Raw genomic sequence first — 25,630 nt, 5'->3', positions numbered from 1 at the left:
ATGATTCGGATCAAGGCACGCGTGCGGGCAAGGGCTCCATGGTCAGACGGCAAGGCCAAGAGCAGACGTGCGCCCCGAAGACATGGTGAGCGCATTGGTTACCCCCGCTGGATAGTTAACCCGTCCTTCAGTGGGCCTGCGTAAGCTTGTCCTCGCGAACAACGATGGGAGCAAGCTGGTCCGTCCATGGCCCCGAAGAAAGTAGACACGCTGGAGGCCAAAATCCGTCAGGATCAGCTTGCTGACCTGAGGACCGGCCTCTTCGTGTCGATGCCGATAAGCGCTATCCTGTCAGGCCTGATTTGGGCGGTGCACGCCCTTTCTGGCAGCGGCTTTGCCGCTGCAATCTGGTTCCTGGTCGTCAATGCGATAAATGCCGCCCGCCTTGCACTCGCGCGTTATCAGCTAAAGGAAACGGGGCGCCATGACGGTTTAGTGGGGGTTTTGCCGCGGCTTCGCTGGTTTGGAATCCTTGCTCTTCTGGCAGGGTTTGCCTGGTCCTTCCTGGCCGTCCTGACTGTTGGATACACGACACCTCAAGCACCGCTGCATCTGGTCATTCTGGCGGGCATTTCCGCTGGTGCGGTTACATACGGCAGTTCGTATGCCGCGGCGGCGACCAACTTCATCACACCTCCGCTCCTCATCACGGTGGCTTGCCTTTTGGCGAAAGGCAATTTTGAAGACTACATTCTGGCTCTTACCGTTCTGCTCTTCATGGGCGGCTTGGTTCGAGCTTCGTTTGTTGGGCAAGCACGGTTCCGCGAAGCGAGCCGCCTGAGGCATGAGGCCGAGCGGCTTGCGGCGGAGATGAAGGCCAGTTCCAGGCAGGACCACCTGACGGCCCTTCTCAACAGGCGTGGCCTCGAAGACGCAATCGGACGTTTCGAGACCGCGGATGGCCCCTTCGTGGCAATGCTGGTTGATCTGGACGGGTTCAAATCCGTCAACGATACCTACGGTCACAGGACCGGTGATGAACTGCTTGTCAGGATCGCCCGCCGCATAGAGGAGGAAGCACCGGAAGGCTCAACGCTCGCTCGTATCGGCGGCGATGAATTCGTGCTGTTTTTCCCTCAACGAGGGTTTCGCTTTCTGCCAGTGATCTCGCCTCCAATATCATAGCCAAAATTGCCCGCCCCTATATCGAGGTCGCGTCCGTCCGGGTCGGGGCATCAATAGGAATATACCTGGCGGAAAGCCCGGGCCTGACCGAAATGTTGTTGCGGGCGGATATCGCCCTTTACACGGCCAAGCGTCGTGGCAGGAACGAATTTTGCCTGTTCGATGCCGAACTCGACAGGGAACTGCAACGCCGCCAGTCCGTCGAACGGGACCTTCATTCGGCGATAAAGACGAGAAGCTTGCAACCTTGGTTCCAACCGATCGTGAAACTCGACACCGAGGCCGTGGTCGGTTTTGAAGCCTTGCTGAGGTGGTCCCATCCGAACCATGGTGCCATCTCTCCACCCGAAATCATCACAGCTGCACGCGAAACCGGAATGCTTCAGCTGCTGACGCAAACCGTATTCGCCGACTGTTGTGCTTTTATCGACGGCTTGCTGAAAGCTGACTGTCGTGATCTTCGTGTGGCGATGAATGTTTCACCGCGCGAACTGGAAGCCGGCGATATCGATGACATGGTTCTGGATGGTCTGGCGGCAAGAGGTCTCCCTGCAACGATGTTCGAGATCGAGGTTACCGAAGAATCCCCGGTGGACCCGGACAGAGTGGATGAAAAGCTCGGACGGCTCTCACATGCCGGCATTTCCATCGCGCTCGATGACTTCGGCACCGGCTTTTCCACCTTGGCATCGCTCAAGGACAGTCGGATACGCAAGGTCAAAATAGACCAGGGCTTCATTCGCGGCTTGGCCAAGTCCCGAGAGGACCGACTGCTTGTCAAATCGGTCATCGATCTCGGTAACATGCTCGGGATCGAGGTCGTGGCCGAGGGCGTCGAAACAGAGGCGGATCGGCAAACCCTGCACAAGCTTGGCTGCAGGACCGCTCAGGGCTTCCTGTTCTCGAAGGCGGTGCCTCTGAGCCAAGCACTAGAAATGGCAGTCAAACAGCACGCGAACCAGTTGTGACCGCTCCCGCCGCGCCGTCTCTCGCGGCCGTGCGCTCATGAATGGCGGGTATCTGAACTTCTTTGTTTGACGAGCATGACAGTCCGTGCTGTGCGTCAGCCGGCGAACAGTTCCTTGTAGCCAGTCGTCACCATCCAGTTCGCACGATCGATATGGCTGCGAAGAGCCTTGCGGGCGCGGACCGGTTCAAGGGCCGGGTCGATGCCGAGAATGAGATCAGCCATCTCCTCTTCGCTGGCATTGTCGGCGCAGGCATCCAGGATCCGCAGGTAGATCGTGAAATGCTCCCTGTCGTAGCTCGTGAGGTTCTCCGACCAGGGGACTTCGTCGCACAGAGTTGAGTTTCGAGTCTCATCTGTTCCCATTGATCGATTCATGCCTGCGAACCTCGCCTGTTGAGCGCCCGCAGAATATCCCAAAATGGGATAATCCGAAACCGGGATTAGTCGCTGATCCGGTCTTTACCCGACCGGTTCGCCTACATGCCCAAGTCTCTTCGATCGCCCCGCCACCAGCGGTTTCTGGCCCAGCTGGTTTCCTTGCGCAAGGCCAAAGGCCTGACTCAGGCGCAGGTGGCCGAGAAGCTTGATCGTCCCCAATCCTTCGTGGCCAAGTACGAGGGTGGAGAGCGTCGTCTCGACGTCATCGAGTTTCTCGACTTAACTGCGGCGCTTGACGCTGATCCGTGCGAGATTCTGTCCAGCCTGCGGTCCTAGCGGGCGCCCGCGCGCCTAACGGCTCGCGCCGGTGCCGTGAACCGAGCGCGCTTTTCTTCGGCAAGCTGCCATTCCGCTGCGGGTGGGTCTTTACCAAGCCATGCCGATATAGGATCATAATCCTAGGTGGGGCGATTCCCCAGCGGAGATCGCAATGGCTAGGACCAAACTTTCCAAGCAGCTTTCACAGGCTGAAATCGAGCGCTTTCTGGCGGAGGCGGAACGGCTGCACAAGAGCATCGTCCAGCCGCTTCTATCACCTAGCAGCGACCATTACCGGGCTCTCCAACGCACCCATGAAGCGCTGTTGAAGACGGTGAAGGATATCACGGGTAAGGATGCGCCGTTCATTCAATGGTTCGGAACAGGACCGGTGAATTAGGTCAGACTTATAGACTCCAGACTGCAAAGGTCGCATTCTCTCTTCGGGGAGAAGGGGCGTGGGCAACCATCGCTATCGAGACAACTCCTGGCTGGCTTTCTTGCCTTCGAATCGACCCTGCCGCTGTCGGGGCAACATCAAAGCCAATATAAGCTACAAAACGGGCGAGCGCATCTATCATGATCCCGGACAGGAATATTACTGGGACATGCGCCTCAACCTGTTGAAAGGCGAGCGCTGGTTTTGTTTGGAGCAAGGCGCGCGCACGGCGGCGATGTCGTCGAGTTTCTCGACGTAACTGCGGCGCTGACGATGATCCGTTCGAAAAATCTGTCCAGCCTGCCGTCCTGGCGGGCGCCCGCGCGCCTGACGACGCGCACCAGGTGCTCGTGAACCGAGCCCGCTTTTCTTCGGCAAGCTCAGGCGGTCTCGGCCATTCGGCTTCGCCCCTTGGCGTGGGCAGCCCTTCGGGCTGAGACGGCCGCCGCCCTTGCGGGCGGCGGGGTTTGTCTGTTGGCCTTTCCCGGTGGCGCGGGGTGGGCGGCACTCCCTTCTAGGCCCGCCGCGGCAGCCCGCAACCCTTCGCGTGCCGCTCAGGGTCCTCCTCTTCGTTCCGGTCCTTCGGATGCGGTCCGCCTCCCACGGCGGGCCTTTCCGGTCGCGACTCGCCGCCCACCCCGCTTCCGGGGAAAGGCGCGGCGATTGGCGAGCGGAGGATGAGACGATGCATGCAAACAGCAAGCGTTGTGCCAGCACAGAGGCTGGCGCAGGCAAGGGCAGGCGCCCCGGCGCCAGCCTTTATCAGGAGATCACCGACCGCATCATTGCCGAGCTGGAGCGCGGCACCGTGCCATGGGTCAAGCCATGGGGCAGCGCAAAGGCAGGCCTTGGCCTGCCGAGGAATGCATCCTCTGGGCGCACCTATTCCGGCATCAATATCCTCATCCTGTGGGGCGCGGTCATCGAGCGCAGCTATCCCAGCCAGAACTGGCTCACCTTCCGGCAGGCGCTCGTCCTCGGCGGCAATGTCAGGAAGGGCGAGCGCGGCACGACCATCGTGCATGCCGACCGCTTTGTCCCCAAGGACGAGAAGGAGCGCGCACGCCACGCGGGCGATGAACCACAGGCCGTGCCTTTTTTGAAGCGCTTCACCGTCTTCAATGTCGCGCAGTGCGATAATCTTCCGGAAGACCTCTATGCCGCCGCCGAGCCGCTGCCTCAGTGCGAGATCGTGCCGCACGCCGAGACGCTCATTCGCGCCAGCGGTGCGGATTTCAGGGTCGGCGGCGATCGCGCTTTCTACATGCCGGGCAGCGACCACATTCAGGTGCCGCCGCAGCCGGCGTTCCATCAGCAGATCGACTATTACCGGACCTGCTTTCACGAGCTTGGCCACTGGACCGGCCACCCGACGCGGCTTGCTCGCGACCTCTCCGGCTCGTTCGGCTCCAAGGCTTACGCGCGTGAAGAATTGGTCGCCGAAATCACTGCCGCCTTCGTCTGCAGCAATCTCGGTATCGAGCCGACCGTGCGTCATGCCGATTACGTCGGCTCATGGCTGAAGGTGCTGCGCGAGGACAACCGCGCCATCTTCCGTGCCGCCAGTCTTGCCTCCAAGGCCGCCGATTTCCTGCTTGGCCTTCAGGCCGATGCCGAAGGCGAGGCGCAGGAAGGGATTGCGGCATGACGATGCGCGATCCTCAACTGACCGCGACCGAGCCGACGCCGCAAGGCGAGCTGCTCATTCCCGGTGTTCGGCCGATCACCACGCGCGATCGGCTCACCCTTCTGATCGACGCGCCGATGTGTCCGCGCGCGGCGCAAAAGCCGCTCGATATCGGCCTCTTCGATGAAGCCAGCAGAAATCAACTCGACCTGTTCTGACAAGGAGTCTTTCCATGATCCTGATCACCGATCCACTGCGCGCACGACTGCTCGCCAATAGCGCCGCCGACGCCGACATCGACCATTTTCCCGTTGTGAAACTGTTTAATCCGACAGGTGCCGCCACGTGGCTTTTGAGCGAACTCGACGCCGATGGCGACACGCTGTTCGGTCTTTGCGATCTCGGCTTCGGCTTCCCCGAACTCGGCAGCGTCAGTCTGGCCGAGCTTGCATCCGTAAAAGGTCCGCTTTGCCTCGGCATCGAGCGCGACCTGCATTTCCACGCGCGCTTTACGCTCTCCGTCTATGCCGAAGCCGCCCGCATTTGCGGCCACATCACCGAGGCCGAGCGACTTCTGCGGCAGGCAGCAGACGCCCTTTCAAAGCCCCATTCCGAGCTTCCGCCCGACACGGCGGAACAGCAGCGCCGATAGGCGCAAAAACCGTCCCGCCGCGCCGGCCTTCGGCCTCTGCGGCGGGGACAACCTCAACCAAAGCGAAAGAGAGTAACCATGCAGCTTGCCCACATCCCCTTGGATCAGCTCAATATTTCCGCGCTCAACATGCGCCATGGAAAACGCGCGCCCGACATTTCCGACATCCTGCCCTCCGTGCGTGCGCGCGGCGTGCTGGTGCCTCTCCTTGTGCGGCCGAACGGCCAGCCGGAAACCTTCGAGATCGTCGCCGGCAGGCGGCGCTATTTCGCCGCAAAATCGCTTGCCGACGAGCGCGGCGAAGGCGATCCCTTGCCCTGCGCCATCATGGAGGACGGTGATGACGCCGATGCGCTGGAAGCTTCGCTGATCGAAAACCTCGCCCGCCTCGATCCTGACGAAGTATCGCAATGGGAGACGTTTTCGCGGCTCGTCAGGCAAGGCCGCACCGTTCCGGACATCGCTGCGACCTTCGGCATCACTGACCTGAAGGTCAAACGCATTCTGGCGCTTGGCGACCTCTTGCCCAAAATCCGCGAAGCCTATCGCCGCGAGGAGATCGACGCCGAGACGGTGCGCCATCTCACCATGGCGTCCAAGGCGCAGCAGAAGGACTGGCTGGCTCTGTCTGCCGATCCCGATCAATACGCGCCGCGTGGCTTTCAATTGAAGCAATGGCTGTTCGGCGGCCAGTCGATTTCCACCAAGGTGGCGCTGTTTGCCATCGACGAATATCCCGGCCTGATCACCTCGGACCTGTTCGGCGAGGACAGCTATTTCGCCGATGCCGACCTGTTCTGGCAAAAGCAGAACGAAGCGATTGCCACCAGACGCGACACATATCTCAACGACGGCTGGAGCGAGGTGGTGCTGCTGGAACCGGGCCAATATTTCCACGCATGGGACCACGAGAAGACCCCGAAGAAGAAGGGCGGCAAGGTCGTCATCACTGTCTCGCATCGCGGCGAGGTCGAGGGTCACGAGGGCTGGCTGTCACGCAAGCAAGCCCGCCGCGCCCGCGAGGGCGGCGAGCAAGAAGAAACAGCCGCCAAGCCGCCGCGCCCCGAACTCACCGGCCCGATGCAGAACTATGTCGATCTGCATCGCCATGCTGCCGTGCGTGCGGCCATGCTCGACCATCCCGCCGTGGCGCTGCGCCTCGTGGTGGCGCACGCCGTCACCGGTTCCGGCCTGTGGCAGGTGCGCCGTGAGCCACAGTGCGCAGTCAACGAGACGGTGACTGCCAGCCTTGCCGGCTGCAAGGCTGAAGCTGCATTCGGCAAAAAACGGCGCGAAGTGTTGGCCCTGCTCGGATCACCGGATGAGGACGGCGTGGTCGCCGGCGGCAATGGCGACGCCTTTGCTATCGCCGGCGTGTTCGCGCGCCTCTTGGCGCTGTGCGACGACGATGTCATGCGCGTTCTCACCCTTGTCATGGCCGAGACGCTTGCGGCCGGCAGCACCGTCATCGAGGCGCTCGGCAACCATCTGAACGTCGATATGGGCACATGGTGGCAACCGGACGATGCCTTCTTCGACCTCTTGCGCGACAAGGAAATCGCCAATTCGATGCTCGCCGATGTCGGCGGCAAGCTGGTCGCGGACGGCAATGTCGCCGAGAAGGTCAAGACGCAAAAGAAGATCATCCGCGACTTCCTGGCGGGCGAGAATGGCCGCCAGAAGGTCGAGACCTGGCTGCCGCGCTGGATGGAATTCCCGGCCGAAAGCTACACCAGCCGCGGCGGTTTCCGCACCGCCGATCAGTGGGCACAAGTGCAGCCGCTGTTCATCCGCGAATAGTCGATCAGGGCCCGAGCGGCGGTTCTCTCGAGTGCCGCCGCTCAGGTCGCGCGCGCCGCTCCGGGTCGCGCCGGCTGCCGATTGGGCGTCTTGTCGAGCCAGTGCCGCGCGCGAGAAATCCCGACGCCAACTCGCCCCCCGTTTCGGCAGCCCTGCACCGCGCCGGGTTGCTTGCTGAGGCGCCAGGCGCATGGGGCCAATTGTCCGATCCGGTTGCCGACAGAGCCCGCGTAGCCAGCCCCCTGCATTGCCGCCGGCTCCTTGTGTCACCGATCGCGCCACCTGTCTCCATGTGTCTCAGGGACCATTCCCCTGCGGCTGGCTTGACGACCTATGGGCGGATCCGGCCCGCCCGAAACCCTCGCCAGCAGCTTTTTTCCCCGCCGCCTGCGGCGGCTTCCTCGCGCCGCTTCGCTTCAAAAAAGCTGTCCGCTCGGGTCCTCCGCTATCGCTGCGGCCGTCCCGGTTCCGGCGGCCCGGACGCGCCCATCACGGTCCGCCATCGCAGGGGAATGGTCCCCGGCGAGCACCAAAGGAGACTGAAAATGACCGCGATCGGATACGTTACCAAACAGGAAAACGGCGGCTACAAGGGCCAGCTCAAGACGCTTAGCGTCCGCGCCGACATCGACATCGTGCCCAATCAGGCAAAGAGCGCCGACACCCATCCCGACTTCCGGGTGCTGACGCAAGGGGTCGAAGTAGGGGCCGGCTGGATCCGCACCGGCGAGACCTCCGGCAAGGACTATGTGAGCCTGTCGATTGCCGCCCCGGAGTTCGGCCCGCGCAAGCTCTACGCCAATCTCGGCCGCGCCGCCGGCCAGGATGACGACGACACATACGCCATCATCTGGAACCCGGTCGACTGAACCGCCAGCCTCGAGCCCCGCGCCGCAACCGGCGCGGGGCTCTTTCGGGAGGGGGCGGCGAAAACTCGCCCCCCACTCTTCGCCCGTCCCCAAAACGATCTCGCTCGCCGATCCTCGCCTTCGCTTGTCCGTAGCGAAACGAGGATCATCATGGACGACGAAAACGAACGCGCGGCCCGCGCGAAGAAGGGCAGTCCGTTTCTCAACACCGCGCAGGCCGCCTTCTATATCGGGCTGTCCCAGCGCACGCTGGAGAAGATGCGGCTCAAAGGCGGCGGCCCGCAATTTCGCAAGCACGGCCGCTATGTCCGCTATCACATCGACGAGCTCGACGACTGGTCGAAGGGACGCGCGCAGGAGACCAGGCCCGAGGATGGCGGGCACAATTCCGGCTCGGCCGGTGAGGGAGGCCGCTCATGAGCCGGCGTCCCACTATCCGTCTGATCGGCAGCCATGTGCGGCGCATTCGGGCGCGCAAGACGATCGCCGTGGCCACAATAGGCCTCAGCCTGATCGGCTTCGCCGCTTTCGACAACCCATCGCCCTGGCTGGTCTGGAACGCCTCGGAGAGTGCGCCGGTCGGCCTCTATCGCGTCGCGTCCGGATCACCGGCTCGTGGCGATCTGGTGCTCGTCCGCCCGCCAAAACCGGTCGCCGATCTCGCCGCCGAACGCTTCTATCTGCCCAGCAATGTGCCGCTGGTCAAGCGCCTTGCCGCGCTGCCTGGCGAGCATGTCTGCGCCTTCGGCGACGCCATCATCATCGGCGGCGAGATCGTCGCGCGCCGGCTGGCAACCGACACGCAGCACCGTCCGCTGCCTTGGTGGAATGCCTGCCGCAAGCTCGCCGCCGACGAGGTTTTCCTGCTCGGCAACGATAGAAACCGCTCCTTCGACAGCCGCTATTTCGGGCCGGTGCCGGCCGAAAATATTGCCGGGAGGCTCGTGCCGCTATGGACCGAGTAACCCTCCTGATGCTGGGCATGGTCGCGATAGCGCCATGCGCCTGTTCCGCCGCGACCGACGCTCAGCCGGCCGCCATCTCCCGTGGTCCGCAGCTGGCAAGATGGCAGCACTACGTAGCTGAGGCAAGCCGGCGTTTCACCATTCCACAGCCCTGGATTTATGCCGTCATGGATGCCGAAAGCCGAGGGCAGACAAAGCTGAATGGACGGCCGATCGCGTCACACGCCGGCGCCATTGGCCTCATGCAGGTGATGCCCGGCACCTATGAGGAGATGCGCGCAGAGCTTGGCCTGGGGGCCGATCCGCACGACCCTCGCGACAACATTCTGGCAGGCACTGCCTATCTGCGCGCCATGTATGACCGCTTCGGCTTTCCCGGCCTGTTTGCCGCCTATAACGCTGGGCCGGACCGCTACGAACAGCATTTGCAGCGTGGGCGACCGCTGCCCAGCGAGACGGTTTCGTATCTGGAAGAGGTCAAGGCTGCGGGGATCTCGGCCGCCGACATGGACGCGTTCACCGGCAAATCCCGTTCCGGAAAAGCGCCGGAAATCCCGTCCGGGCAGTCGCTGTTTTTCCTGCGAAACGGTGTTTCCGCGACCGATCCGAATGGCCAAATTGTGGTGCCGCTCGGATCGGAGCGAGCAAGGTCAGGCCGGCCGGATCGCAGGTGAGGGCAGGGGTACCGTGGGTCGGGCGGGGCAGGGGGGCAGGTCCGCGGAAGGCAAGATAAAGGCATCGCCTCCTGGAGGCGGCGAAGTCTTTGTCTGCACATCGTTTTTCACGGAGGCTGCCTTCGGCGTCAGGAGAGCTGCTGCCGACAAACCTCTGATTTTGCTTAAGATTACTAGGAGGCTCAATGCAGGATGAAGAGTTCAAGCCGAGCCTGGGCAAAATCGGATCGCGCGGCTCGAAGGCAGGCAAGCGTTTCGCCGGCCAGATCCGCGCCGCGATCAACCGAGCCGGCGGCGGCAGCGGTCGCCGTGGCCGCTTCATCGGAAGCCGGGCGGGGCGCGGCGGGGCTGCTGCCGCCGTTCTCAGAGCGCGCGACCGCCACGCGGCGTTTCGGCAGCGGCGCGCCGTCGTCAAGGCGCGTATCGTCAAGCTGGCCGGCAAGGGTGTTGACGGGGCACGTGCACACCTTCGCTACCTCCAGCGCGACGGCGTCACCCGCGAAGGCGAGCATGGCGAGCTCTATAGCGCCGACAGCGACCGCGTCGATGGCAAGGCGTTCATCGATCGTGCCGATGGCGACCGGCATCAGTTCCGCTTCATCGTCGCCCCTGAAGACGGCATCGAGTATGATGACCTGAAGCCGCTCACGTGGCGTCTCATGGCGCAGATGGAAGAAGACCTCGGCACCAGGCTCGACTGGGTGGCCGTCGATCATTTCAACACTGGTCATCCGCATACCCATATTATTGTCCGCGGCAGGGACGACCGCGGCGAAAATCTTGTCATCGCGCGAGACTACATCTCGTCTGGAATCCGTGAACGGGCGGCCGAGCTGGTCAGCCTCGACCTTGGCCCGAGAACGGACCGCGAGATCGAGCAACGCCTGCGCCAGGAAATGGAGCGGGAACGCTTCACCAGCATCGATCGGCAGCTGCTCCGCATGCGCGACCATGATGGGCATGTCTCACCGGCCAGCCGAGACACGTTTCGCCAGACGCTGCACCAGGGCCGCCTGCGCAAGCTCGAGCGGATGGGTCTGGCTGAGGAAGTCGGCTCGGGCCGCTGGCGCCTTGATGGCGAGCTTGAAGCGACGCTGCGCCGCATCGGCGAGCGGGGCGACATCATCAAGACCATGCACCGCGAACTGACCGGCAAGGGGCTCGCCCGCAGTGCCGCCGACTATGTTATCCATGATCAATCTGCAGAGCAGATGCAGCCTGTCGTCGGCTGCATCGTTGCGCGCGGCCTGGCCGACGAAATCACTGACCGCCATTACCTCGTCGTCGACGCCGTGGACGGCAAAAGCCACTATGTTGATATCGGCAAAGGCGAGGCAACCCAACCGACGCCAGAGGGCTGCATAGTGCGGGTCACGCCGAGGGACACCGGGCCAAGGCAAGTCGACCGCACAATTGCCGAGATCGCCACGGCCCATGACGGGCGCTACAGCATCGATATCCATCTCAAGCATGACCCGTCGGCCACCGAACGCTTTGCCGAAACGCACGTGCGGCGACTGGAGGCGATCCGCCGGGCGACCGGTCGTGTCGAGCGCGAGCCGGACGGCACCTGGATCGTCGCACCGGATCATCTCGACCGTGTGTCTGACTACGAGCGTCAGCGGGCCGGGGCCGAGCCTGTCACGGTTGACAAGCTCTCATCGACGCCGCTGGAACAACAAGTCAGCTTCGACGGCGCCACCTGGCTCGATCGAGAGCTGGTTTCCGACACACCGGAGGCCTTGCACAGCTCTGGTTTCGGCCGCGATGTCCGAGAGGCGCAAGGCCGCCGACGGCAGTGGCTGATTGCGCAAGGTCTTGCTCGGGAAGAGCAGGATCGGGTCATCTATCGCGCGAACATGCTTTCGATGCTGCGCCAACGCGAGTTGAACCGCGTGGCCGGCCAGTTGTCGAACGAACTCGGTCTGCCCTATTCTGAAGCCCAGAGTGGCGATCGAATAGAAGGCACGCTCCGCCGCTCCGTCGAGCTCGCCGGCGGAAAATACGCTGTCATCGAGAAATCGCGCGAGTTCACGCTGGTGCCATGGCGGCCGGTGCTTGAGCATCATATCGGCAAGGAGGTTTCCGGCGTCGTGCGTGCAGAGGGGATTTCATGGACCATCGGCCGGCAGAGAAGCGGACCAAGCATTTCGTGACATGGCTACACAACTTCTTTTGCCCGCGTTGAAACAGGTACTCAGTCCGGACGGAGTTCGCCTGCTAATTGCCCGCGGCATTGATCTCGCGAGGGATAAATGGCTGGTCGTGCAAGACTTATCGTTCGCTCTACAAAAAGCGCCGCGATGATTCATCGTGTTCCATGATTCTGAGCCAAAACCCTCCTGCGCCACCACGGCACTCTTCCCGGTGCCACGGAAGCCGCGCCGACCCGGCGGTGCCGGCCTGGTTGCGCAGGGCTGCCCCGGACCCAAACAGTTGCGGCGCATTGAGGACATTGCAATCACTGACGGTGCGGCCCTCGGCGCGCTCGATGAGATAGTCCGCCAGCTAGAGAGGTGGGCTGGCGCCTGGTGACAGCGCCTAGGGCTTTCGGCGGCCGTGGTACGGCGAAGCAGGCTCGCGGCGTCGAGGATGAAGCCGCACTTCGTGATGTTCTTCTGCTCACACGACCGGGAGACAAGGTCGACCCCCGCGGGCCGGATGCTGTTGACCGGGCGTGAACTGGCAGCCTATCCCGCTGAGGATCTTCTAGCGGGAGAAACCTCGCTGCGGTGGGGAAGATTTCGGTCGTCGCCCGCGACGACGAGGCGGTCAGCGACCTGGCCAGACGAGCTTCGGCAGCTTTCCGCTGCGGCATGGTGACGTGCGCGATCATGGCCGCCGAATGAGATCGCTTCGAACGCACCGTCGGATGCTGGCTCGCCGACGCTTTTCTGGCGCAGCGCCTGGGTGGGGCCATGCGGTGCCGCTACTGGGCACCGAGGCAGCTTTGGGCATGAGACCCGATCAATCGCGCCGGGCCGCGACGGTCATTGCGGCATCTGGAGTCGAGGCCGGGTTCAGACCGGGGGAAAAACCTGCTCGTCGCGTAGGAGCCCCGCGTTGCGCGCCGTCGATCTTTCCGCCCAACTCGGCGCCGCGCGGACCGGGGCTTGCCATTGCCGCGAAACTGAGGCCAAGGCGACGGACCCGCCCTGCGTATATCGACGCCCGCCGCGCCGCCGTCGGCGGAAACGAGCGAGCCGTGGACCTCACACAATCTGAGGTGCTGGTGACGATGCATCGCCTACTTCCATCCGCACTCCTACCCACGAGCTCACCCGTGCGCCCGCGGTGCTGCGAACCCGCCGACGAATATTTGGCAGAAGCCGGAGTGGGCGCTCAGCCGCGACGAATTTTTTTGGCCTTGACCGGGCCGGGCGGCGCGACCCGATCGATCAATCAGCGCCCTTCTCGGGGCTGTCGGTCCGCATCGCGCCTGACGGCGGCGCTATGCTGGTGCTCCTACGGCCGCCCTGTTGAACCGCTTTCTCCAGCACCGAACTGAATTGGTCCCGCTGGCGGACATTTCGATGCTTCCGCCTTGTAGGGCTTCTTTGTTGCGGCCGCCTCTGCGGCACGGCTGCGCCGACGTGAACGTGCTTGGCGGCACGTTTTGTCAGGGAGGGGAAAGAGGCGCGCGGCCCTCTCCCTGCAAGCCGCCGCTGGCGGATTCCTCCGTCTGCCCGCTTCGCTCCGTGCAGACCGGGGAGACCCCTCCGCCCCCCTTGCTCCCCCCTGCTCGCCGCGATGCAGGGGGACAGGCGACCTGAACCCGTGCCCAAGCCGATCTGATGGCAGAGGCGGTGGGGCTGGACATGGGCCCGTGGTGGACATACGTGCCACACAAATCCTCATGCTCGCCTAACCGGCCGCAAGGTATGGCAATCCGGGCTGACCCGACGAAAGAAAAAGTAGGTCTCGGCCATTCCCGTGTCCGAGCCCAGAAAAGTTACTGGTTTCCTTACGGGCGCGATACAAAGGGCACAGGCTGGACTTGGCTGCCGGGGGCAGGGCTTGTCGACCGCTCGATCGAAAGTGAGAGACGAGGAGGAGAATCACCGACCTGCAGAGCGGCAAGGCGCTCGCCTACCTCCCTGTCAGTCACCGTTAGCCGATGGTTTAGACGAAGATAGTCCGTCCATGTCGGCGTGCGGAATGTCTCGGTCCAAAGAGTCGAGTTCTGAAGATCGCGCTGGAGGGTCCAGTCCCGCGCACCGGCACGGCTCTGAACGCGCCGCCTTTCGCGCATGCAGCTCAGAAATTCCTCGATATTCTCCTCGGGGATCGAGTACTCCACCTTGATCACGATCGGGCCGCTCCTGGGCTTCAAATCGAGGGCCAGTTCTGGTGGCCTGAAGTCGAAGGCCCCTTGATCCGATTCCTCCCATAGCCGTACCGGCAATAGCTTTCCCACAGCTGCAACCAGCAACAGCGCCGCTGCAGCACCTTCCAAAGCCCACGTCAGGGAATAGTACTGCGCGACAGCACCCCAGATCCAGCTGCCCGCTGCCATGCCGCCGTAGGTCAGGGCGTAATAGATCGACAGGGTGCGACCAACGACCCACCTTGGGCTTGCCAACTGCACACACACGTCGGTTCCGGTCCAGGTGACAACCCAGCCTGCGCCAGCGATTGCAAGCGCGATCGCTGCTACGGCCACCGATGATGTGAGAGCCAGTAAAAGGCAACACGTTGCGCAAGCAACGGACGCGAGCGTGATCAATCGATTTTGGGACGTGATGCGTCGCAAGTAGCTATTGCCAATGCCCGCGATGAAGGCGCCTGTGCCGAAGCCGGCTAACAGGACGCCGTAAACAATTGGCCCGCCCGCCAGTTGGTCGCGAACCACGAGGGGGAGCAGAGCAAGGATCGAGATGCTTGACAGCCCGAACAGGGTTGCACGCACGATCGCCACTCTGATCTCCGAGGAGATTGCCGTGAAGCGCATGCCATCATGAATGGCCGTCGTCATCCGCTCGCGCGGAAGAGGCGAAGAACGAACTTGCCACTTGGAGCGCAGGACAGCGCTCAATGGGACCAGGTCGGTCAGCGCAGCGAAGGCGAAAGCCGTAAGGGGGCCCAGCAAAGCCAAAATTACACCGCCCAGCGCCGGTCCTATGCTCCGAACCACGTTGTACCCCACCGACATCAGCGTCACTGCAGCGGGTATGTCGCGCTTTTCCAGGATGTCGCCGACCGAGGCGTGCCAGGCTGGATCATTCAAGGCAAAGCCGCATCCCGCCAAGAAACTCAGTCCCAAGATCAGCCATGGACTGACAAAGCCCAGCCCAACAGAGAGAGCCAGCGCCGTGGATGCCAGTGCGATCAGGCAATGTCCGGCAAGCATCACGCCGCGGCGGCTGAAGCTGTCTGCAATCGCTCCAGCAAGGATCGACAAGAAGAAGGCGGGCAGTGTCGATGCAGCCTGCACGAGCGCAACCATCAGATCGGAGGCTGAAATCGTTGCCATAAGCCAGCTTATAGCCACGCTCTGCACCAGCCAGCCAAGGCTGGATATCTGCGTGGCTGTCCAGATCGAACGAAAGACCGGATTCTGAAGAGGGATCAGTGTGTTTGCCGCAAAGGGCGGGGAATCTTGACGCCGCATGACTTCTCACCTCCACCACGTAGTTCTTTCGCTCACTCACTTGCTGACAGCGGTGCGCTTACGCACAGCTGCGTCACAACCAAGTTCCGATATCGCGCTCGCAACAAAGTAGATGTCGCATCCACGGTGCTGATGCGCGATGAGTGTGCCAGTTGGGCGTCGGCTGGTCTGGGTCGCGCAGCCCGATGGGTGCGGTCTGCCCTGCGACTCTTGGCCTTGTACGGTGCTACCGCCCCGATGGCCGGGTTGTCAAACTGCCACGGTGCTAGCAGCGCCCATCCCATCCTGACAGGCATGAGCATACGACGCAGCGGATCGCTGGTATCGGAGGCGGGTGCAAGATCAAGGATGGCATCGTCTTGACAAGTACGAGCTGGTGGACGCCTTTGCCCGACCTATCACATCGGCGATTTATGGGGCCGCCGTTCAACTCGTTGGTCTATGCAAAAAAACATAATTCGCTTGAAAAGACGTTTCGTGCCGGCGCAGGCGCCGAGGAAGGGGCTGAAGCCTTCACCATCGTCATACCGCCGCCGAATGTCACCGGCTTGCTGCATATGGGTCATGCGCTCAACAACACGCTGCAGGACATTCTGGTGCGCTTCGAGCGCATGCGCGGCAAGAACGTCTTGTGGCAGCCGGGCATGGACCATGCCGGCATCGCCACGCAGATGGTGGTCGAGCGCCAGCTGATGCAAAATCAGATCCACCGCCGCGACAAGCGCCACCGGCTGCCGGCGGTCAACATCCTTACCGTCAATGCGGCGGTCACCCTCACGGACAATGACGACTTTCTCGCCGGGCTGGAGGTGACGCCGGAGCGCCAGGCGGTCTGGGACGAGCTCGACGGTCTCGACCGTTTCGACGCGCGCAAGAAGATCGCCGAGCTGATACCGGCGGTTTCCTCGAAAAGGTCGAGCCGCATCGCAGGCCTGAAGCGGCGGTTGCGGCGATCCTGAACAAGGTGCGGTCTCTCCGCGCCAACGCATCCGACACCGAGATTTTTGATCGAAATCCAAGCATCGTCGAAGATGCTTTGCCTGATCTAGGCGCCCAGCCGTAGCAGGCCGCATTGCTGCGCCAGCCGCCACGTAAAGCGCTGCCAGAGTTCTTGCACCCGCGTCATTCGGCTGCCGCTTTGAAGGTTCCGCCTAGGGCCTGCATCAGATCATCGATAATGTCCTGAGGATGCTCAAGTCCCACTGACATTCGCAGTAATCCGCCTGGCGCCTTGGACTTGGCACCCTCGACGGATGCGCGATGCTCAATCAGAGAGTGCGTCCCGCCAAGGCTTGTCGCCCTGGCAATAACCTCGAGGCGGCCGGCCACGGCCATCGCAGCATCGGCTCCGCCTTTGACGATAAAGGATAGCATCGCTCCGTAATGGCTCATTTGCCGCTTAGCGAGATCGTGTCCCGGATCAGTTTGCAGGCCAGGAAAAAGTACTTTTTCGACACGCGGATGAGACGCCAAAGCCTCAGCAACCTTCTGGGCGCCTTCGCAATGCGCGCGCATGCGTACCGACAATGTCTGCAGGCCCCGCAATGCCAGCCAACAGTCGAATGGCGCTGCGACGCTGCCCTTGTGTCTCTGGACCATCCGCAGTGGGCGACCGAGGGGTGACGAGTGCGGGACAATGACGACGCCCGCCATCAAGTCCGAGTGGCCGCCGATGTACTTTGTCGCCGAGTGCATGACCGCGTCCGCCCCAACTTCGAGGGGCCGTTGAAGCACTGGAGTTGCCCACGTGTTGTCCACTACGGCCAAGGCGCCAGCCTCGTGCGCGATTTTGCAGATGGCCGAGATGTCAACAACGCGGATCATCGGGTTTGACGGCGTCTCGACCCAGACGAGGCCAGTCCGCTTCGACGTGACCGCGGCGCGCACGGCATCCAGATCGCGCATGTCGACGGCCGCAAAGTCGAAGCGAGACCCAATGTCGGTCTCGTCAATCAGCGAACGAATGCCGAAATACATGTCATCCGGCAGAACGATCCGACCCGTCGACGGATGGCTCTCAAAGACTGCAGCGATTGCAGCCATGCCCGACGCGAAGGCAATGCCATCTTCTGCGCCCTCGAGCGCGGCAATGGCCATTTCGAACGCGTTGCGTGTCGGATTTCCATCCCGGGTGTATTCGAATCCGGAAGGAAACGAGCCGTCGACGCTACGTTGGAACGTCGTGCTGGTGTGCAGCGGCAGGGACACCGCCCCCGTGGAAGCGTCGACAGCTCGGCCGCAATGGATCGCCTTCGTTTCAAAACGCATCGGTCATTTCCTCGCTAACAGGGCAGTTGCACAATTTCAGGCCGGTCATTATATTGACCGTAATAAGTGAGCCGAGGCACTAAGTCAATATAATGACCGATGTTACGACAGCGTTGGACCCCGAGCGGGTGCTTGGCCAAGCGATAGCGGTTCGGATCCGACAATTGAGGCGCGACCAAAACCTGACCCTGGATCGACTGGCAAAACTGAGCGGCTTATCCAAGGGAACGGTCGTCACGCTGGAGCAAGGCAAGGCGAACCCCAGCATCGGCATACTTTGCCGACTGGCGGCGGCGTTTTCGCTTTCGGTGGCCGATTTGTTGAATGACCATCCTTCCACAGTTCGCCTTCCTATTGAGCGGACAGAGACGAGAACGCTTTGGACAAGCGCTAAAGGAAGCTTTGCACAACTTCATTCATCGATCTCGGGACGAACGATGTTCGAACTGTGGAGCTGGGCCATTATGCCGGGCGACGTGTTTTCCGCAGATGCTCATAGTCCGGATACGCGCGAGCTGATCTCGGTGACTCAGGGGTCCCTAAGTGTCGTGGTGGGTACCCACGCAGTAATTTTGAGCCAAGGCGAGAGCGTGCGGCTTGTCACTGACCAACCGCACTCATACGCGGCGGCATCTGATCTGCCTGCCCACTTCTCGATGGCAGTTCTTGAGCGTGGTGGACAGCGAGATCCGGGGCCCTCTTCGCCGGCAACAAAGATGCCCGGGCCCGTTCCGCAAGACACCGCCGCTCGCTAACGACCGCCCATTCGCGACAGGAGATCCACCGTTGTACGTTCCGCCCCATTTTGCCGTCCCCGATCAGAACACCCTGTTTGACCTAATCGAGAGACATCCGCTCGGTATCCTGGTCACCCACAGCAAAGGCACACTCGACGCGAACCACATTCCCTTCGAGCTTGACCGCTCGAAGGGAGACAAAGGCCTCCTCAATTGCCATGTTGCACGCAAAAATCGAGTCTGGGAGGAAGTTGCCAATGGCGATGAAGTCCTCGTTTTCTTCCGTGCGGCCGACGCTTACATCTCGCCGAACTGGTATCCAAGCAAGCATGAATTCCATAAGCAGGTGCCGACGTGGAACTATCTCGTCGTCCACGCCCACGGACGCATTACTGTCCGGGATGATGAGCGCTATGTGCGCCGTAACGTGGCGAAGCTCACTCACATGCATGAAGCCTCGCAGCCTGCCCCGTGGAAGATGGGCGACGCGCCGAAGGACTTCATTGACACGATGGTTAAGGCGATCGTCGCCCTGGAGATCGAGATCACCGGCCTGGTTGGTAAATCAAAACTCAGCCAGAACAAAGAGGTGCGCGACATTCAGAACGCTGGTGAAATGCTGAATGCCCGAGGCGTCAATGGGATGGGAGAAGCGATGCTCTCGGCTGCGGCGGCCCAATCCCAATAGCATCTATCTTGTCCCGACAAGCCGCTGGTGCTGGATTTCCAAAGGGTGACCTTGAGAGACAAATGCTTCGGCTCGCCGGAAACGCGACCAGCACCTGACCACCCGCTATGCGGCAGATGGACAAGAACTCAGGCCGCCATCGCCAGCCACATCCGCAATGCCGCCGGATCACCCCCCACGGTGGCGATGCCTCGCAGCCAGGTTGGATGACCAAGCAGCCGGGATGTCGGCAGGCTTGCACCCGTTTCAGATGCGAGACGGGTCAAGACGATCATCCTGCACAACGTCACGCGGCGGTGGGCTGGTTTCGAAAAGGGCCGGCCCCGGCCGTTCATGCAAGTGGAGTTGGGGCGGGGCCGGATCAAGCCTATCGGGTCGAACCCGCCGGGACCGCGCGTACATCATCCCGGCAACGCCAGGCGCTCGTCCGGCGCCATGCGGGCTTCGGCTTGGCGCGCCGAATGTCTGGACCGGCATCGCGGAGCATGGCGCACCAGTCTCCCACATTGTACGTAGTCGCCATGCTGCCCCTGGCCAGATCGCAAATGACGCACGGCTTGTTCGCGATGGCGAGCTGAAGCACGTTGACGGCGGTGCCGGGCGATGCGCCGTCCCAGACTATCATCCTAAAGTCCGCGCGCCGCGCCATCTCCCGGTCTTTGGCGGCTGGATCCAGTATCCTCTAGCGCCTTCACGAGACGGGACCTGGTAGGCAGCCCAGTCGCCCAGATTATTGCTAGCTTCCTCGCTCTGACCGCCGTCTCCCTCTGGCCCTGAGTGAGGGATCGTCATCCGGCTGCAGGCCGGCGCGCCCGGACGCTGCCGCTACGGGAGGCGCTACGCGCGTGGAGCTAGTGGCCTTTGTCGGCCAGCCAGAGGCCCACGTCCTGGATCGAGCGCATGAGCACCGACGGATTGTCCCGCGCGGGAATGAAGCCCCAGCTCTGCCAGTAGCGCTCGGCCTCGGCGTCGATCGCCCGCACCACCACTGCGCGGCCGCCGACGATGTCGGCGCCGGCGACGCAGCGATGCAGCGCGTCCTTGACCAGGCCGCTGCCGATGCCTTGTCCGGCATAGCGATGGTCGACGGCGAGTTGTCCAATCAACAGGCAGGGGATCGGATCGGGCGGGCGTCCGGTGCGGATGGCGCGCGGTGCGCTGTTTGGCTGGATCACGCCCGGCGCGAGGCCGTAATAGCCGACGACTGTTCCCTCGTCGTGAACGACCAGGACGCGGGTAAAGCCGCGGACCTGGTTCGTTCGCGCGAAGCCGGCCAGCCAAGCGTTGAGCGCCGGCTTGCCGCAATCGAAGCTGTCGAGGCGGTGCGCGTCGTCGAGGAGTTCGATGCCTGAAAGCGCCACCTAACGGTCCCAGGGCGGGGACCGACGCAGCCGCTCGGTCGCCTTCGGCGGGGGCGCAGCGGCGGGGGCTGAGATCGCCTGCATGAAGGCGTCATAAGCTTCCGGGGACACGCGGATGACGGTTGCGTTGAGGATGGCCGCCTGCGCCTCGTGCAGCGCGGCGCGCCGCATGAACTCGGTGCGCGACAGGCCGAGCAGCTCCGCGCCGCGGTCGATGATGGTGAGATCATCGTCGCGAAACCGCATCGAGACGGGTGTTTCCTTCCTGGTGACTGTGGTGGCCATGGCGCGCTCCTGTGCTGCGGACGTATATACGGTAGTGTAACGCGGAACGCAATACTTCGTTCCCTGGTGACGTCTCGTGGACGGATGGCCTCAGGACTCCTCGCCGCATCGGTTCTTCTCGGCTTCTCGCCTGCAATCGCCATTGCCGCAACCCAGAGCAAGGTGGCTTTGGTCAGCTCCGGCGGATGAATTACAGCTTAGGACGCGCATGTGTTCTTATCGGCCGGATGAGCGGCTCCAGAAGCGAAGTCGCTGCCATGACTGTCGCCGGACGAGCCCCGGCTATGCCGAACCCTGATGAACATCTGACGCGATGGCGACTTTCGGGCCGTCACGCCACAAAGGAGGAACGGCTATGAAGGCTGGGCGGCCGGCACTTTCATTCTCAGGCGCCGCTCTATGCCACCTGCCGGGCAAGCGCAGTTGGCGCAAATCTTGAATCTCTCTTTGCGCGGCGGCAGGAGCTGCAATCGCACGTTCGGCCTCACGCAATGAAAGACCGGCACGACCGCGGCACGTGCAGCCTCAGAAAAACCAGTCTGCATTTTATTCAACGGCTTAGCTGCGAGTGCGGCGGCGCGGCGGCGTGCGATGTACTGCAGAGCGGGCTCCGAACTCCTTAGGGCACGCATGCTGCCACTCAACCGGCCTGATCACCACACAAAGTGAGGAAGAACCTGGTTAAGTGCAAAGCGACAATTGCCTCGACGGCGGGTCCCGGCAGGTTTATGCTGCCCAATCTTACCGCAATCCGGAATGGCGATTGAGTACCTTCACGAGTGAAGGGATTCCCGCGGTCTTAGAGATGAGTTGTCGAATGGCGCGAAGTCGCGCAGAATCGTGTGTTTGATATCGATCAGGATCGCGAGCTATTTCAGGCGCAAAGAGGTCTTGCGCCCGATGCACAAGTTGCTCCCGGTCCAACGGAAGTGAATGGGGTGGAACTGCTTTGTTGGCCAAATTGTTGACGGAACGTCCGGCGCCCATTGTTGCTACATGTCTGGATTCTTGGGGCGTTTTGGATGATGCAATCCACCAACTCACTCCAAAGGGCAGTGGAATCTGGAACAATGTCGCTTTTGTACGCACGACATCCTTCGTGCCCGATTGGCATATCGTCTTTAACTCTGCTTCTCTTTTTGGGCTCCCTGTTGATATCGAGGCGAGCCCAAACAGGACAATTTTTGCAATCGGCGAACCGCCGACGAAAGCTCATCGCGCATTTCATGAAGGGCAGGGGAAAAATACTATCGTCCTGACGTCTGACGCAGAGCTGGCTGCTCGGCAGAATGCAGCGCGCCGATTCGTTTTGGCTCCACCTATCACTCGGTCTTGGTCTGTAAACAAGACATATGACCAACTTCTGGTCAGCGAAGTCGTGGACAAGCCGCTTCGGCTCTCATGGATTACCAGTAACATCGCCCTGCTTAAAGGGCATCGGTATCGGCTGGCGTTTCTGGAACGGCTGAGAGAGGAGCTCGATTTTGACCTGTTCGGCCGAGGTTTTCGGCTGATTGGAGACAAATGGAACGCACTCGCACCTTACCGTTACAGTATAGCTTTCGAGAATACTCGTGCTGATTACTATTTTACAGAGAAGCTTATGGACTGCTTCGTTGCTGAAACAATGCCGATCTATTACGGCAGCCCGGCAATCACGAGGTTCTTCCCTTCGGACTCGATGGTTCTGATTGACCCAGAGGACAAGAACGTAATCCAAAAAATTCAAGAAATCATCAAGTCGGACCTCTGGAAGGAGCGTCGCGGCGCAATACGAGAGGCGAAGCGGTTGGTCCTCGAGAAATACAATACGTTTGCTTATCTCGCGGGCTTCATCGAAAGCGTTCAGGATAAACCCTTACCGCCAGAAATTATACACATCGATTCGCCTGAGGTCGATTTTGGAATAGACGAATGAAGTACTCCAACGCTCGCTTCGCGTGCCCGGCGGTTGGTGGTCTGGCGAGATCGGTACGGAACGCTCGGCGGAGAATGCCTACCTGCGCAGACGGGCCGGCACGGGCGCACGAGGTCATGCGCCCCCGGCTGCCGCTGATCAGGCGAACTGGGGAAGGCCAGGAACGGAATTGAGGACCTCGTCCACGAGTTCGTCGCCGGCATGTTCCTTGGCGAAGGCGATCGTCTCGTTGGCGATGGCGGCGATCTTTAGAAGGCTGAGACCCTCACTCATCAATTGCTGGCCGAGCCCCATGAGGCCGCCTCCGCCCTCTGGGTCATCGCCATGATACTTCGCCACTAATTCCGAAGCTCCGGGAATGGCCTCGATCATGCGCGCAACGGGACCGTCGGCCGCGTGGCGTTGCAGGAAACCCAGCATTAACCCAACGGCCTTCTCTGCGAGAGCCGGGCCGATGCCGGCACTAGTGGCGATGCGCGATAAGAATTCTTCCATGGCAGGGTTCCTAGCTCTTTAATGAGGTTTACACGGGGCCGGTCCGGCGCCCAAAGCGCCCTTGGCCGAACCACAATTGAACCCCACAAAAATAGGCCGGCGGAAGTGCTATTGCAACTGCGCGTAAAACCGCCTTTGTCAACGCAAGCTGCGTCGGACGTGCGTATTTCGCAAAAACGAGACAGTCGTGGAGTGCACCCCTCGACCGAGACAATGACGCGCCAGGGCGAGATCTTCGAACAGACGCGGCATGCGCAGGTAGAGCACGGAATGATCGAGCCGGGCGGCCTGACGTCCGAAGGCGCAGGCCAGCCAAGTCTTTCCGGTGCCGGTCTGCCCGGTGATATGAGGTTTTCATGCGCCTTCAGCCAGGCGCCTTGGGCCAGCTGTCGCTTGGCACTTAATTGGGGTCTCCCTCACTTTGTGTGGTTCATCTGCTGTTAGTGGCGCTGTCGCTATGGACGGGCATGCGAACGAAAACGAAATGGTCGCCCGGCCCAGGGGGTGATATCGCCACTGCGGTCCTTCGACCAAGTCGATTCGATTCTGAATTTCGGCCTTTAGATGTTTGTAGCGATTGAATCAGCGACCAAGATCTGGACAATCGCGGTTATGGTGACCGCGAGCCACTAAGCTTGTGCCGTACCCTTACAATGATTCATCAAGGCGTTTACCTCGGCAATCACGAGATCCGGCGTGATGTCGAACTTGCATCGGACTTTGACCGGACAATGCCGCACTTGGTCCAGACCACACCCGCGACATTCAATAACACTCATAAGCATGCTGACCAGGGGACCTCGAAACCCCCAAATCTCCGGTAGATGTGACGCCGTGAAAATGCCGATAGTAGGGCGGCCAAGCTGGGCGGCGACATGCCCGGTGCCTGAATTGTTCGAAACGACGAGCGCGGCCGAATTCACGAGATAATTGAATTCCAATTCCGACAAGTCGACAGCCGTCCGAATGTTCGCGGCTCCACAATCCCGAGCTATCTTCGCAACCTCCTCAAGCGCTTCCAGGCATTCGCCACGGGCAACGAGGACCACCTCACCACGGGTCGAAAGAGCAGCGACAACTTTGCCAAAACTTTCAATCGGCCAATCTCGCAGGCTGGAATTGGAGAACGGAGCCACGACAATCGGGGCATTGCCTGTAGTCGAATTCTGTGGGTGACCCGCTCCGCTTTCGAAATAGGCAGCTGCCTTTGCGACCAGAAAGAGGAGGATTTCTGACACATGCTGGAGACGCACCTGCTTGCGGTCAATGAACCAATCAAGCCATCTACGAGGGATTTTGTTAGCAAGCCCTATTTTTTGGACCAGCTTGTAGAAGATGGTTCTGCGCAGTTTCAGATTGAATGGCGCTATCGCAATATCGATCTGATGCATGCTGTACGGATCAGCTATCGCGGCACGGTGCCTGGCGGGGACTTCAAGCAAGATGGGCCTTGTTTCTTCCGGAACACGCATATCAATGGCAAGATCAAACTCGCCGGTCAGCAGCGGCCTTATGTCGGCGGCTTCTTTGCGCGTTTTGACTTTTGGGTTGCGAGGAAAAAAGTCAAAAGCAATGTGATCGTCGGCGAGGTCGAACTGTTTTGCAGTAGCGATGTTCCAGCTTCCCACCACCAGCGTAATGTGGGCATGCGCAAAACGCTGACGAAGGTCCTTTAGGGCCCCTAGAGACATCCAAAAGTCGCCGACATGATCAAGCTTGAGGACCAAAATTCTCATCCTTGCGCTTGACTGTTCCGGCTCTTCCCAGCTGCGGTATATAATTTGATTGCGGTCGTGCTTTGTAAAATATGCCATTGCCATTCCGAAGATTATACGGTCAACACTGATAGCCCAGTGACGCGTGTGTAGGGTTGGAGTGCTCCCCACTTGTCCGCGTCTCCGCAAGAATTCTGCCATCAGATCCAAGCCGCGCTCCAGCAGGAGCTGTCGGGCGAAGTCTGCATCTCTAGCGGTGGTAGCGCGCCAAGAAGCCAGCTATGTCCCGACCCGCAATGTGAAGGGCTTCGTCACGGTCTTGCATGCAGTGAGTTCGAGAAACGCCGAGTAGACGGCGATCGCCAAGCCGCCGTCCCCAGATCTCGAGCATAACGGCAGTGGCCTCGCTCTTTGGTCGATGCTGATCCTGAATGAGACCGTCGGCGCCGGCGACGACATCGCCGGCCGGATTGACCGTCTCCGGCACGCCCTGTCGCTGTGGTCCCGCATCATGGTGGTTAACAAGGGACCCGCCGCAGGCGCTTTTTTCTGCGCGTCCGGGTCGTCCAACATGAAGTGGACGAAGCAACCCTGTGATGAAGTCGAGGGCCCCCCCCCCCGGGGGGGGGGGGGGGGGGGCCCCCCCCGGGGGGGGGGGCCCCGCCGCGGCAGTGCTCGACGCGCTGGCGGTGCCTTCTGAGACGACTCCCTCTGGCCGCTTCGCGGCCATCTCCC

General features: G+C 61.5%; 25 protein-coding genes and 3 pseudogenes. 19 read left to right on the top strand and 9 right to left on the bottom strand.

Going from position 1 to position 25,630, the window contains the following annotated elements:
* The first annotated feature begins 186 nt into the window (after positions 1-186).
* Positions 187-1,125: a GGDEF domain-containing protein gene (locus NKI47_RS31470; protein ID WP_352595083.1), complete on the top strand. Its 939-nt coding sequence runs from the start codon at positions 187-189 to the stop codon at positions 1,123-1,125.
* Between the two features lie 98 nt (positions 1,126-1,223).
* Positions 1,224-2,093, top strand: coding sequence for a putative bifunctional diguanylate cyclase/phosphodiesterase (locus tag NKI47_RS31465; RefSeq protein ID WP_352595080.1), 870 nt, complete (start codon positions 1,224-1,226; stop codon positions 2,091-2,093).
* Positions 2,094-2,188: 95 nt separating this feature from the next.
* On the opposite strand, the gene NKI47_RS31460 is transcribed toward NKI47_RS31465, so the two are convergent.
* Positions 2,189-2,470: a DNA -binding domain-containing protein gene (locus NKI47_RS31460; protein WP_084643020.1), complete on the bottom strand. Its 282-nt coding sequence runs from the start codon at positions 2,468-2,470 to the stop codon at positions 2,189-2,191.
* Positions 2,471-2,575: 105 nt separating this feature from the next.
* Between NKI47_RS31460 and NKI47_RS31455 the strand changes: the two genes are divergently transcribed.
* From NKI47_RS31455 to NKI47_RS31395, 13 genes and pseudogenes are all read left to right on the top strand, one after another.
* Positions 2,576-2,809, top strand: a complete 234-nt coding sequence (locus NKI47_RS31455) for a helix-turn-helix domain-containing protein (protein ID WP_023679646.1) — start codon at positions 2,576-2,578, stop codon at positions 2,807-2,809.
* A 154-nt stretch (positions 2,810-2,963) separates the two neighbouring features.
* Positions 2,964-3,191, top strand: coding sequence for a hypothetical protein (locus tag NKI47_RS31450; RefSeq protein WP_352595078.1), 228 nt, complete (start codon positions 2,964-2,966; stop codon positions 3,189-3,191).
* A 58-nt stretch (positions 3,192-3,249) separates the two neighbouring features.
* Positions 3,250-3,489 (top strand): hypothetical protein, encoded by a 240-nt coding sequence (locus NKI47_RS31445; RefSeq protein ID WP_352595076.1) that lies wholly within the window; start codon positions 3,250-3,252, stop codon positions 3,487-3,489.
* A 426-nt stretch (positions 3,490-3,915) separates the two neighbouring features.
* Complete coding sequence (locus NKI47_RS31440) at positions 3,916-4,878, top strand: ArdC family protein (RefSeq protein WP_352595073.1); 963 nt, start codon at positions 3,916-3,918, stop codon at positions 4,876-4,878.
* Positions 4,875-5,075: a hypothetical protein gene (locus tag NKI47_RS31435; protein WP_352595070.1), complete on the top strand. Its 201-nt coding sequence runs from the start codon at positions 4,875-4,877 to the stop codon at positions 5,073-5,075. Before NKI47_RS31440 ends, NKI47_RS31435 begins: the two co-directional genes overlap by 4 nt.
* 14 nt (positions 5,076-5,089) lie before the next feature.
* Entirely contained in the window at positions 5,090-5,509 is a 420-nt protein-coding gene (locus NKI47_RS31430) for a DUF2958 domain-containing protein (protein WP_352595067.1), read from the top strand.
* 78 nt (positions 5,510-5,587) lie between these two features.
* Positions 5,588-7,309: a ParB/RepB/Spo0J family partition protein gene (locus tag NKI47_RS31425; protein ID WP_352595065.1), complete on the top strand. Its 1,722-nt coding sequence runs from the start codon at positions 5,588-5,590 to the stop codon at positions 7,307-7,309.
* Between the two features lie 545 nt (positions 7,310-7,854).
* On the top strand, positions 7,855-8,178 hold the full coding sequence (locus NKI47_RS31420; protein WP_023672372.1) for a DUF736 domain-containing protein: 324 nt from the start codon (positions 7,855-7,857) through the stop codon (positions 8,176-8,178).
* Between the two features lie 150 nt (positions 8,179-8,328).
* Positions 8,329-8,598 (top strand): helix-turn-helix transcriptional regulator, encoded by a 270-nt coding sequence (locus NKI47_RS31415; protein ID WP_352453595.1) that lies wholly within the window; start codon positions 8,329-8,331, stop codon positions 8,596-8,598.
* A complete protein-coding gene (gene lepB, locus NKI47_RS31410) occupies positions 8,595-9,143 on the top strand; it encodes a signal peptidase I (RefSeq protein ID WP_352595062.1) in 549 nt (182 codons plus the stop codon). The genes NKI47_RS31415 and lepB overlap by 4 nt, the downstream gene beginning before the upstream one ends.
* On the top strand, positions 9,131-9,817 hold the full coding sequence (locus NKI47_RS31405) for a lytic transglycosylase domain-containing protein (protein WP_352595059.1): 687 nt from the start codon (positions 9,131-9,133) through the stop codon (positions 9,815-9,817). The genes lepB and NKI47_RS31405 overlap by 13 nt, the downstream gene beginning before the upstream one ends.
* Before the next feature lie 185 nt (positions 9,818-10,002).
* Entirely contained in the window at positions 10,003-11,973 is a 1,971-nt protein-coding gene (gene rlxS / locus NKI47_RS31400) for a relaxase/mobilization nuclease RlxS (RefSeq protein ID WP_352595056.1), read from the top strand.
* A 992-nt stretch (positions 11,974-12,965) separates the two neighbouring features.
* A pseudogene (locus NKI47_RS31395) lies at positions 12,966-13,077 on the top strand (SMC-Scp complex subunit ScpB); the annotation flags it as partial.
* Positions 13,078-13,781: 704 nt separating this feature from the next.
* Here the strand turns inward: NKI47_RS31395 and NKI47_RS31390 are convergent.
* Complete coding sequence (locus NKI47_RS31390) at positions 13,782-15,428, bottom strand: MFS transporter (protein WP_352508099.1); 1,647 nt, start codon at positions 15,426-15,428, stop codon at positions 13,782-13,784.
* A 473-nt stretch (positions 15,429-15,901) separates the two neighbouring features.
* On the opposite strand from NKI47_RS31390, the pseudogene NKI47_RS31385 reads away from it, so the two are divergent.
* Positions 15,902-16,132 (top strand): annotated as a pseudogene (locus tag NKI47_RS31385) (class I tRNA ligase family protein); the annotation flags it as partial.
* Between the two features lie 418 nt (positions 16,133-16,550).
* Here NKI47_RS31385 and NKI47_RS31380 read toward each other — a convergent pair.
* Positions 16,551-17,696 carry a trans-sulfuration enzyme family protein gene (locus NKI47_RS31380; RefSeq protein WP_352595053.1) on the bottom strand — a complete coding sequence of 382 codons (1,146 nt, stop codon included), beginning with the start codon at positions 17,694-17,696 and terminating at the stop codon, positions 16,551-16,553.
* A gap of 92 nt (positions 17,697-17,788) precedes the next feature.
* Here NKI47_RS31380 and NKI47_RS31375 point away from each other — a divergent pair, with 92 nt between their 5' ends.
* Both NKI47_RS31375 and NKI47_RS31370 read left to right on the top strand, forming a co-directional pair.
* Positions 17,789-18,451, top strand: coding sequence for a helix-turn-helix domain-containing protein (locus tag NKI47_RS31375; protein ID WP_023722008.1), 663 nt, complete (start codon positions 17,789-17,791; stop codon positions 18,449-18,451).
* A gap of 31 nt (positions 18,452-18,482) precedes the next feature.
* Positions 18,483-19,121, top strand: a complete 639-nt coding sequence (locus tag NKI47_RS31370; protein WP_352595050.1) for an FMN-binding negative transcriptional regulator — start codon at positions 18,483-18,485, stop codon at positions 19,119-19,121.
* 128 nt (positions 19,122-19,249) lie between these two features.
* Here the strand turns inward: NKI47_RS31370 and NKI47_RS31365 are convergent, their stop codons facing one another.
* From NKI47_RS31365 to NKI47_RS31355, 3 genes are all read right to left on the bottom strand, one after another.
* Positions 19,250-19,387 (bottom strand): hypothetical protein, encoded by a 138-nt coding sequence (locus tag NKI47_RS31365; RefSeq protein ID WP_352595047.1) that lies wholly within the window; start codon positions 19,385-19,387, stop codon positions 19,250-19,252.
* Positions 19,388-19,972: 585 nt separating this feature from the next.
* Entirely contained in the window at positions 19,973-20,482 is a 510-nt protein-coding gene (locus NKI47_RS31360) for a GNAT family N-acetyltransferase (RefSeq protein WP_023679117.1), read from the bottom strand.
* The gene (locus NKI47_RS31355) at positions 20,483-20,767 is read right to left on the bottom strand and encodes a type II toxin-antitoxin system TacA family antitoxin (RefSeq protein ID WP_352595044.1); all 285 of its coding nucleotides are present in this window, start codon (positions 20,765-20,767) and stop codon (positions 20,483-20,485) included.
* A gap of 952 nt (positions 20,768-21,719) precedes the next feature.
* Between NKI47_RS31355 and NKI47_RS31350 the strand changes: the two genes are divergently transcribed.
* The gene (locus tag NKI47_RS31350; RefSeq protein ID WP_352595041.1) at positions 21,720-22,685 is read left to right on the top strand and encodes a glycosyltransferase family 10 domain-containing protein; all 966 of its coding nucleotides are present in this window, start codon (positions 21,720-21,722) and stop codon (positions 22,683-22,685) included.
* A 138-nt stretch (positions 22,686-22,823) separates the two neighbouring features.
* Here NKI47_RS31350 and NKI47_RS31345 read toward each other — a convergent pair whose 3' ends face one another.
* The 3 genes and pseudogenes from NKI47_RS31345 to NKI47_RS31335 all read right to left on the bottom strand — a co-directional run bounded on the left by NKI47_RS31345 (position 22,824) and on the right by NKI47_RS31335 (position 24,994).
* Positions 22,824-23,180, bottom strand: a complete 357-nt coding sequence (locus NKI47_RS31345) for a hypothetical protein (protein WP_352595038.1) — start codon at positions 23,178-23,180, stop codon at positions 22,824-22,826.
* A 216-nt stretch (positions 23,181-23,396) separates the two neighbouring features.
* A pseudogene (locus NKI47_RS35265) lies at positions 23,397-23,569 on the bottom strand (ATP-binding protein); the annotation flags it as partial.
* Positions 23,570-23,809: 240 nt separating this feature from the next.
* The gene (locus NKI47_RS31335; protein ID WP_352595035.1) at positions 23,810-24,994 is read right to left on the bottom strand and encodes a glycosyltransferase family 9 protein; all 1,185 of its coding nucleotides are present in this window, start codon (positions 24,992-24,994) and stop codon (positions 23,810-23,812) included.
* Between the last annotated feature and the right edge of the window lie 636 nt (positions 24,995-25,630).

The organism is Mesorhizobium sp. M0633, from assembly GCF_040320645.1.
Lineage (GTDB): Bacteria > Pseudomonadota > Alphaproteobacteria > Rhizobiales > Rhizobiaceae > Mesorhizobium.
The sequence above is the reverse complement of the archived record's forward strand: the minus strand, read 5'-3'. Positions and strand labels throughout refer to the sequence as shown.

Coding starts and splice junctions, on each gene's coding strand:
- NKI47_RS31470 (WP_352595083.1), top strand. CDS start 187: ATGGCCCCGAAGAAAGTAGACACGCTGGAGGCCAAAATCCGTCAGGAT.
- NKI47_RS31460 (WP_084643020.1), bottom strand. CDS start 2,470: ATGAATCGATCAATGGGAACAGATGAGACTCGAAACTCAACTCTGTGC.
- NKI47_RS31455 (WP_023679646.1), top strand. CDS start 2,576: ATGCCCAAGTCTCTTCGATCGCCCCGCCACCAGCGGTTTCTGGCCCAG.
- NKI47_RS31450 (WP_352595078.1), top strand. CDS start 2,964: ATGGCTAGGACCAAACTTTCCAAGCAGCTTTCACAGGCTGAAATCGAG.
- NKI47_RS31440 (WP_352595073.1), top strand. CDS start 3,916: ATGCATGCAAACAGCAAGCGTTGTGCCAGCACAGAGGCTGGCGCAGGC.
- NKI47_RS31435 (WP_352595070.1), top strand. CDS start 4,875: ATGACGATGCGCGATCCTCAACTGACCGCGACCGAGCCGACGCCGCAA.
- NKI47_RS31430 (WP_352595067.1), top strand. CDS start 5,090: ATGATCCTGATCACCGATCCACTGCGCGCACGACTGCTCGCCAATAGC.
- NKI47_RS31425 (WP_352595065.1), top strand. CDS start 5,588: ATGCAGCTTGCCCACATCCCCTTGGATCAGCTCAATATTTCCGCGCTC.
- NKI47_RS31420 (WP_023672372.1), top strand. CDS start 7,855: ATGACCGCGATCGGATACGTTACCAAACAGGAAAACGGCGGCTACAAG.
- NKI47_RS31415 (WP_352453595.1), top strand. CDS start 8,329: ATGGACGACGAAAACGAACGCGCGGCCCGCGCGAAGAAGGGCAGTCCG.
- lepB (WP_352595062.1), top strand. CDS start 8,595: ATGAGCCGGCGTCCCACTATCCGTCTGATCGGCAGCCATGTGCGGCGC.
- NKI47_RS31405 (WP_352595059.1), top strand. CDS start 9,131: ATGGACCGAGTAACCCTCCTGATGCTGGGCATGGTCGCGATAGCGCCA.
- rlxS (WP_352595056.1), top strand. CDS start 10,003: ATGCAGGATGAAGAGTTCAAGCCGAGCCTGGGCAAAATCGGATCGCGC.
- NKI47_RS31390 (WP_352508099.1), bottom strand. CDS start 15,428: ATGCGGCGTCAAGATTCCCCGCCCTTTGCGGCAAACACACTGATCCCT.
- NKI47_RS31380 (WP_352595053.1), bottom strand. CDS start 17,696: ATGCGTTTTGAAACGAAGGCGATCCATTGCGGCCGAGCTGTCGACGCT.
- NKI47_RS31375 (WP_023722008.1), top strand. CDS start 17,789: ATGACCGATGTTACGACAGCGTTGGACCCCGAGCGGGTGCTTGGCCAA.
- NKI47_RS31355 (WP_352595044.1), bottom strand. CDS start 20,767: ATGGCCACCACAGTCACCAGGAAGGAAACACCCGTCTCGATGCGGTTT.
- NKI47_RS31345 (WP_352595038.1), bottom strand. CDS start 23,180: ATGGAAGAATTCTTATCGCGCATCGCCACTAGTGCCGGCATCGGCCCG.
- NKI47_RS31335 (WP_352595035.1), bottom strand. CDS start 24,994: ATGGCATATTTTACAAAGCACGACCGCAATCAAATTATATACCGCAGC.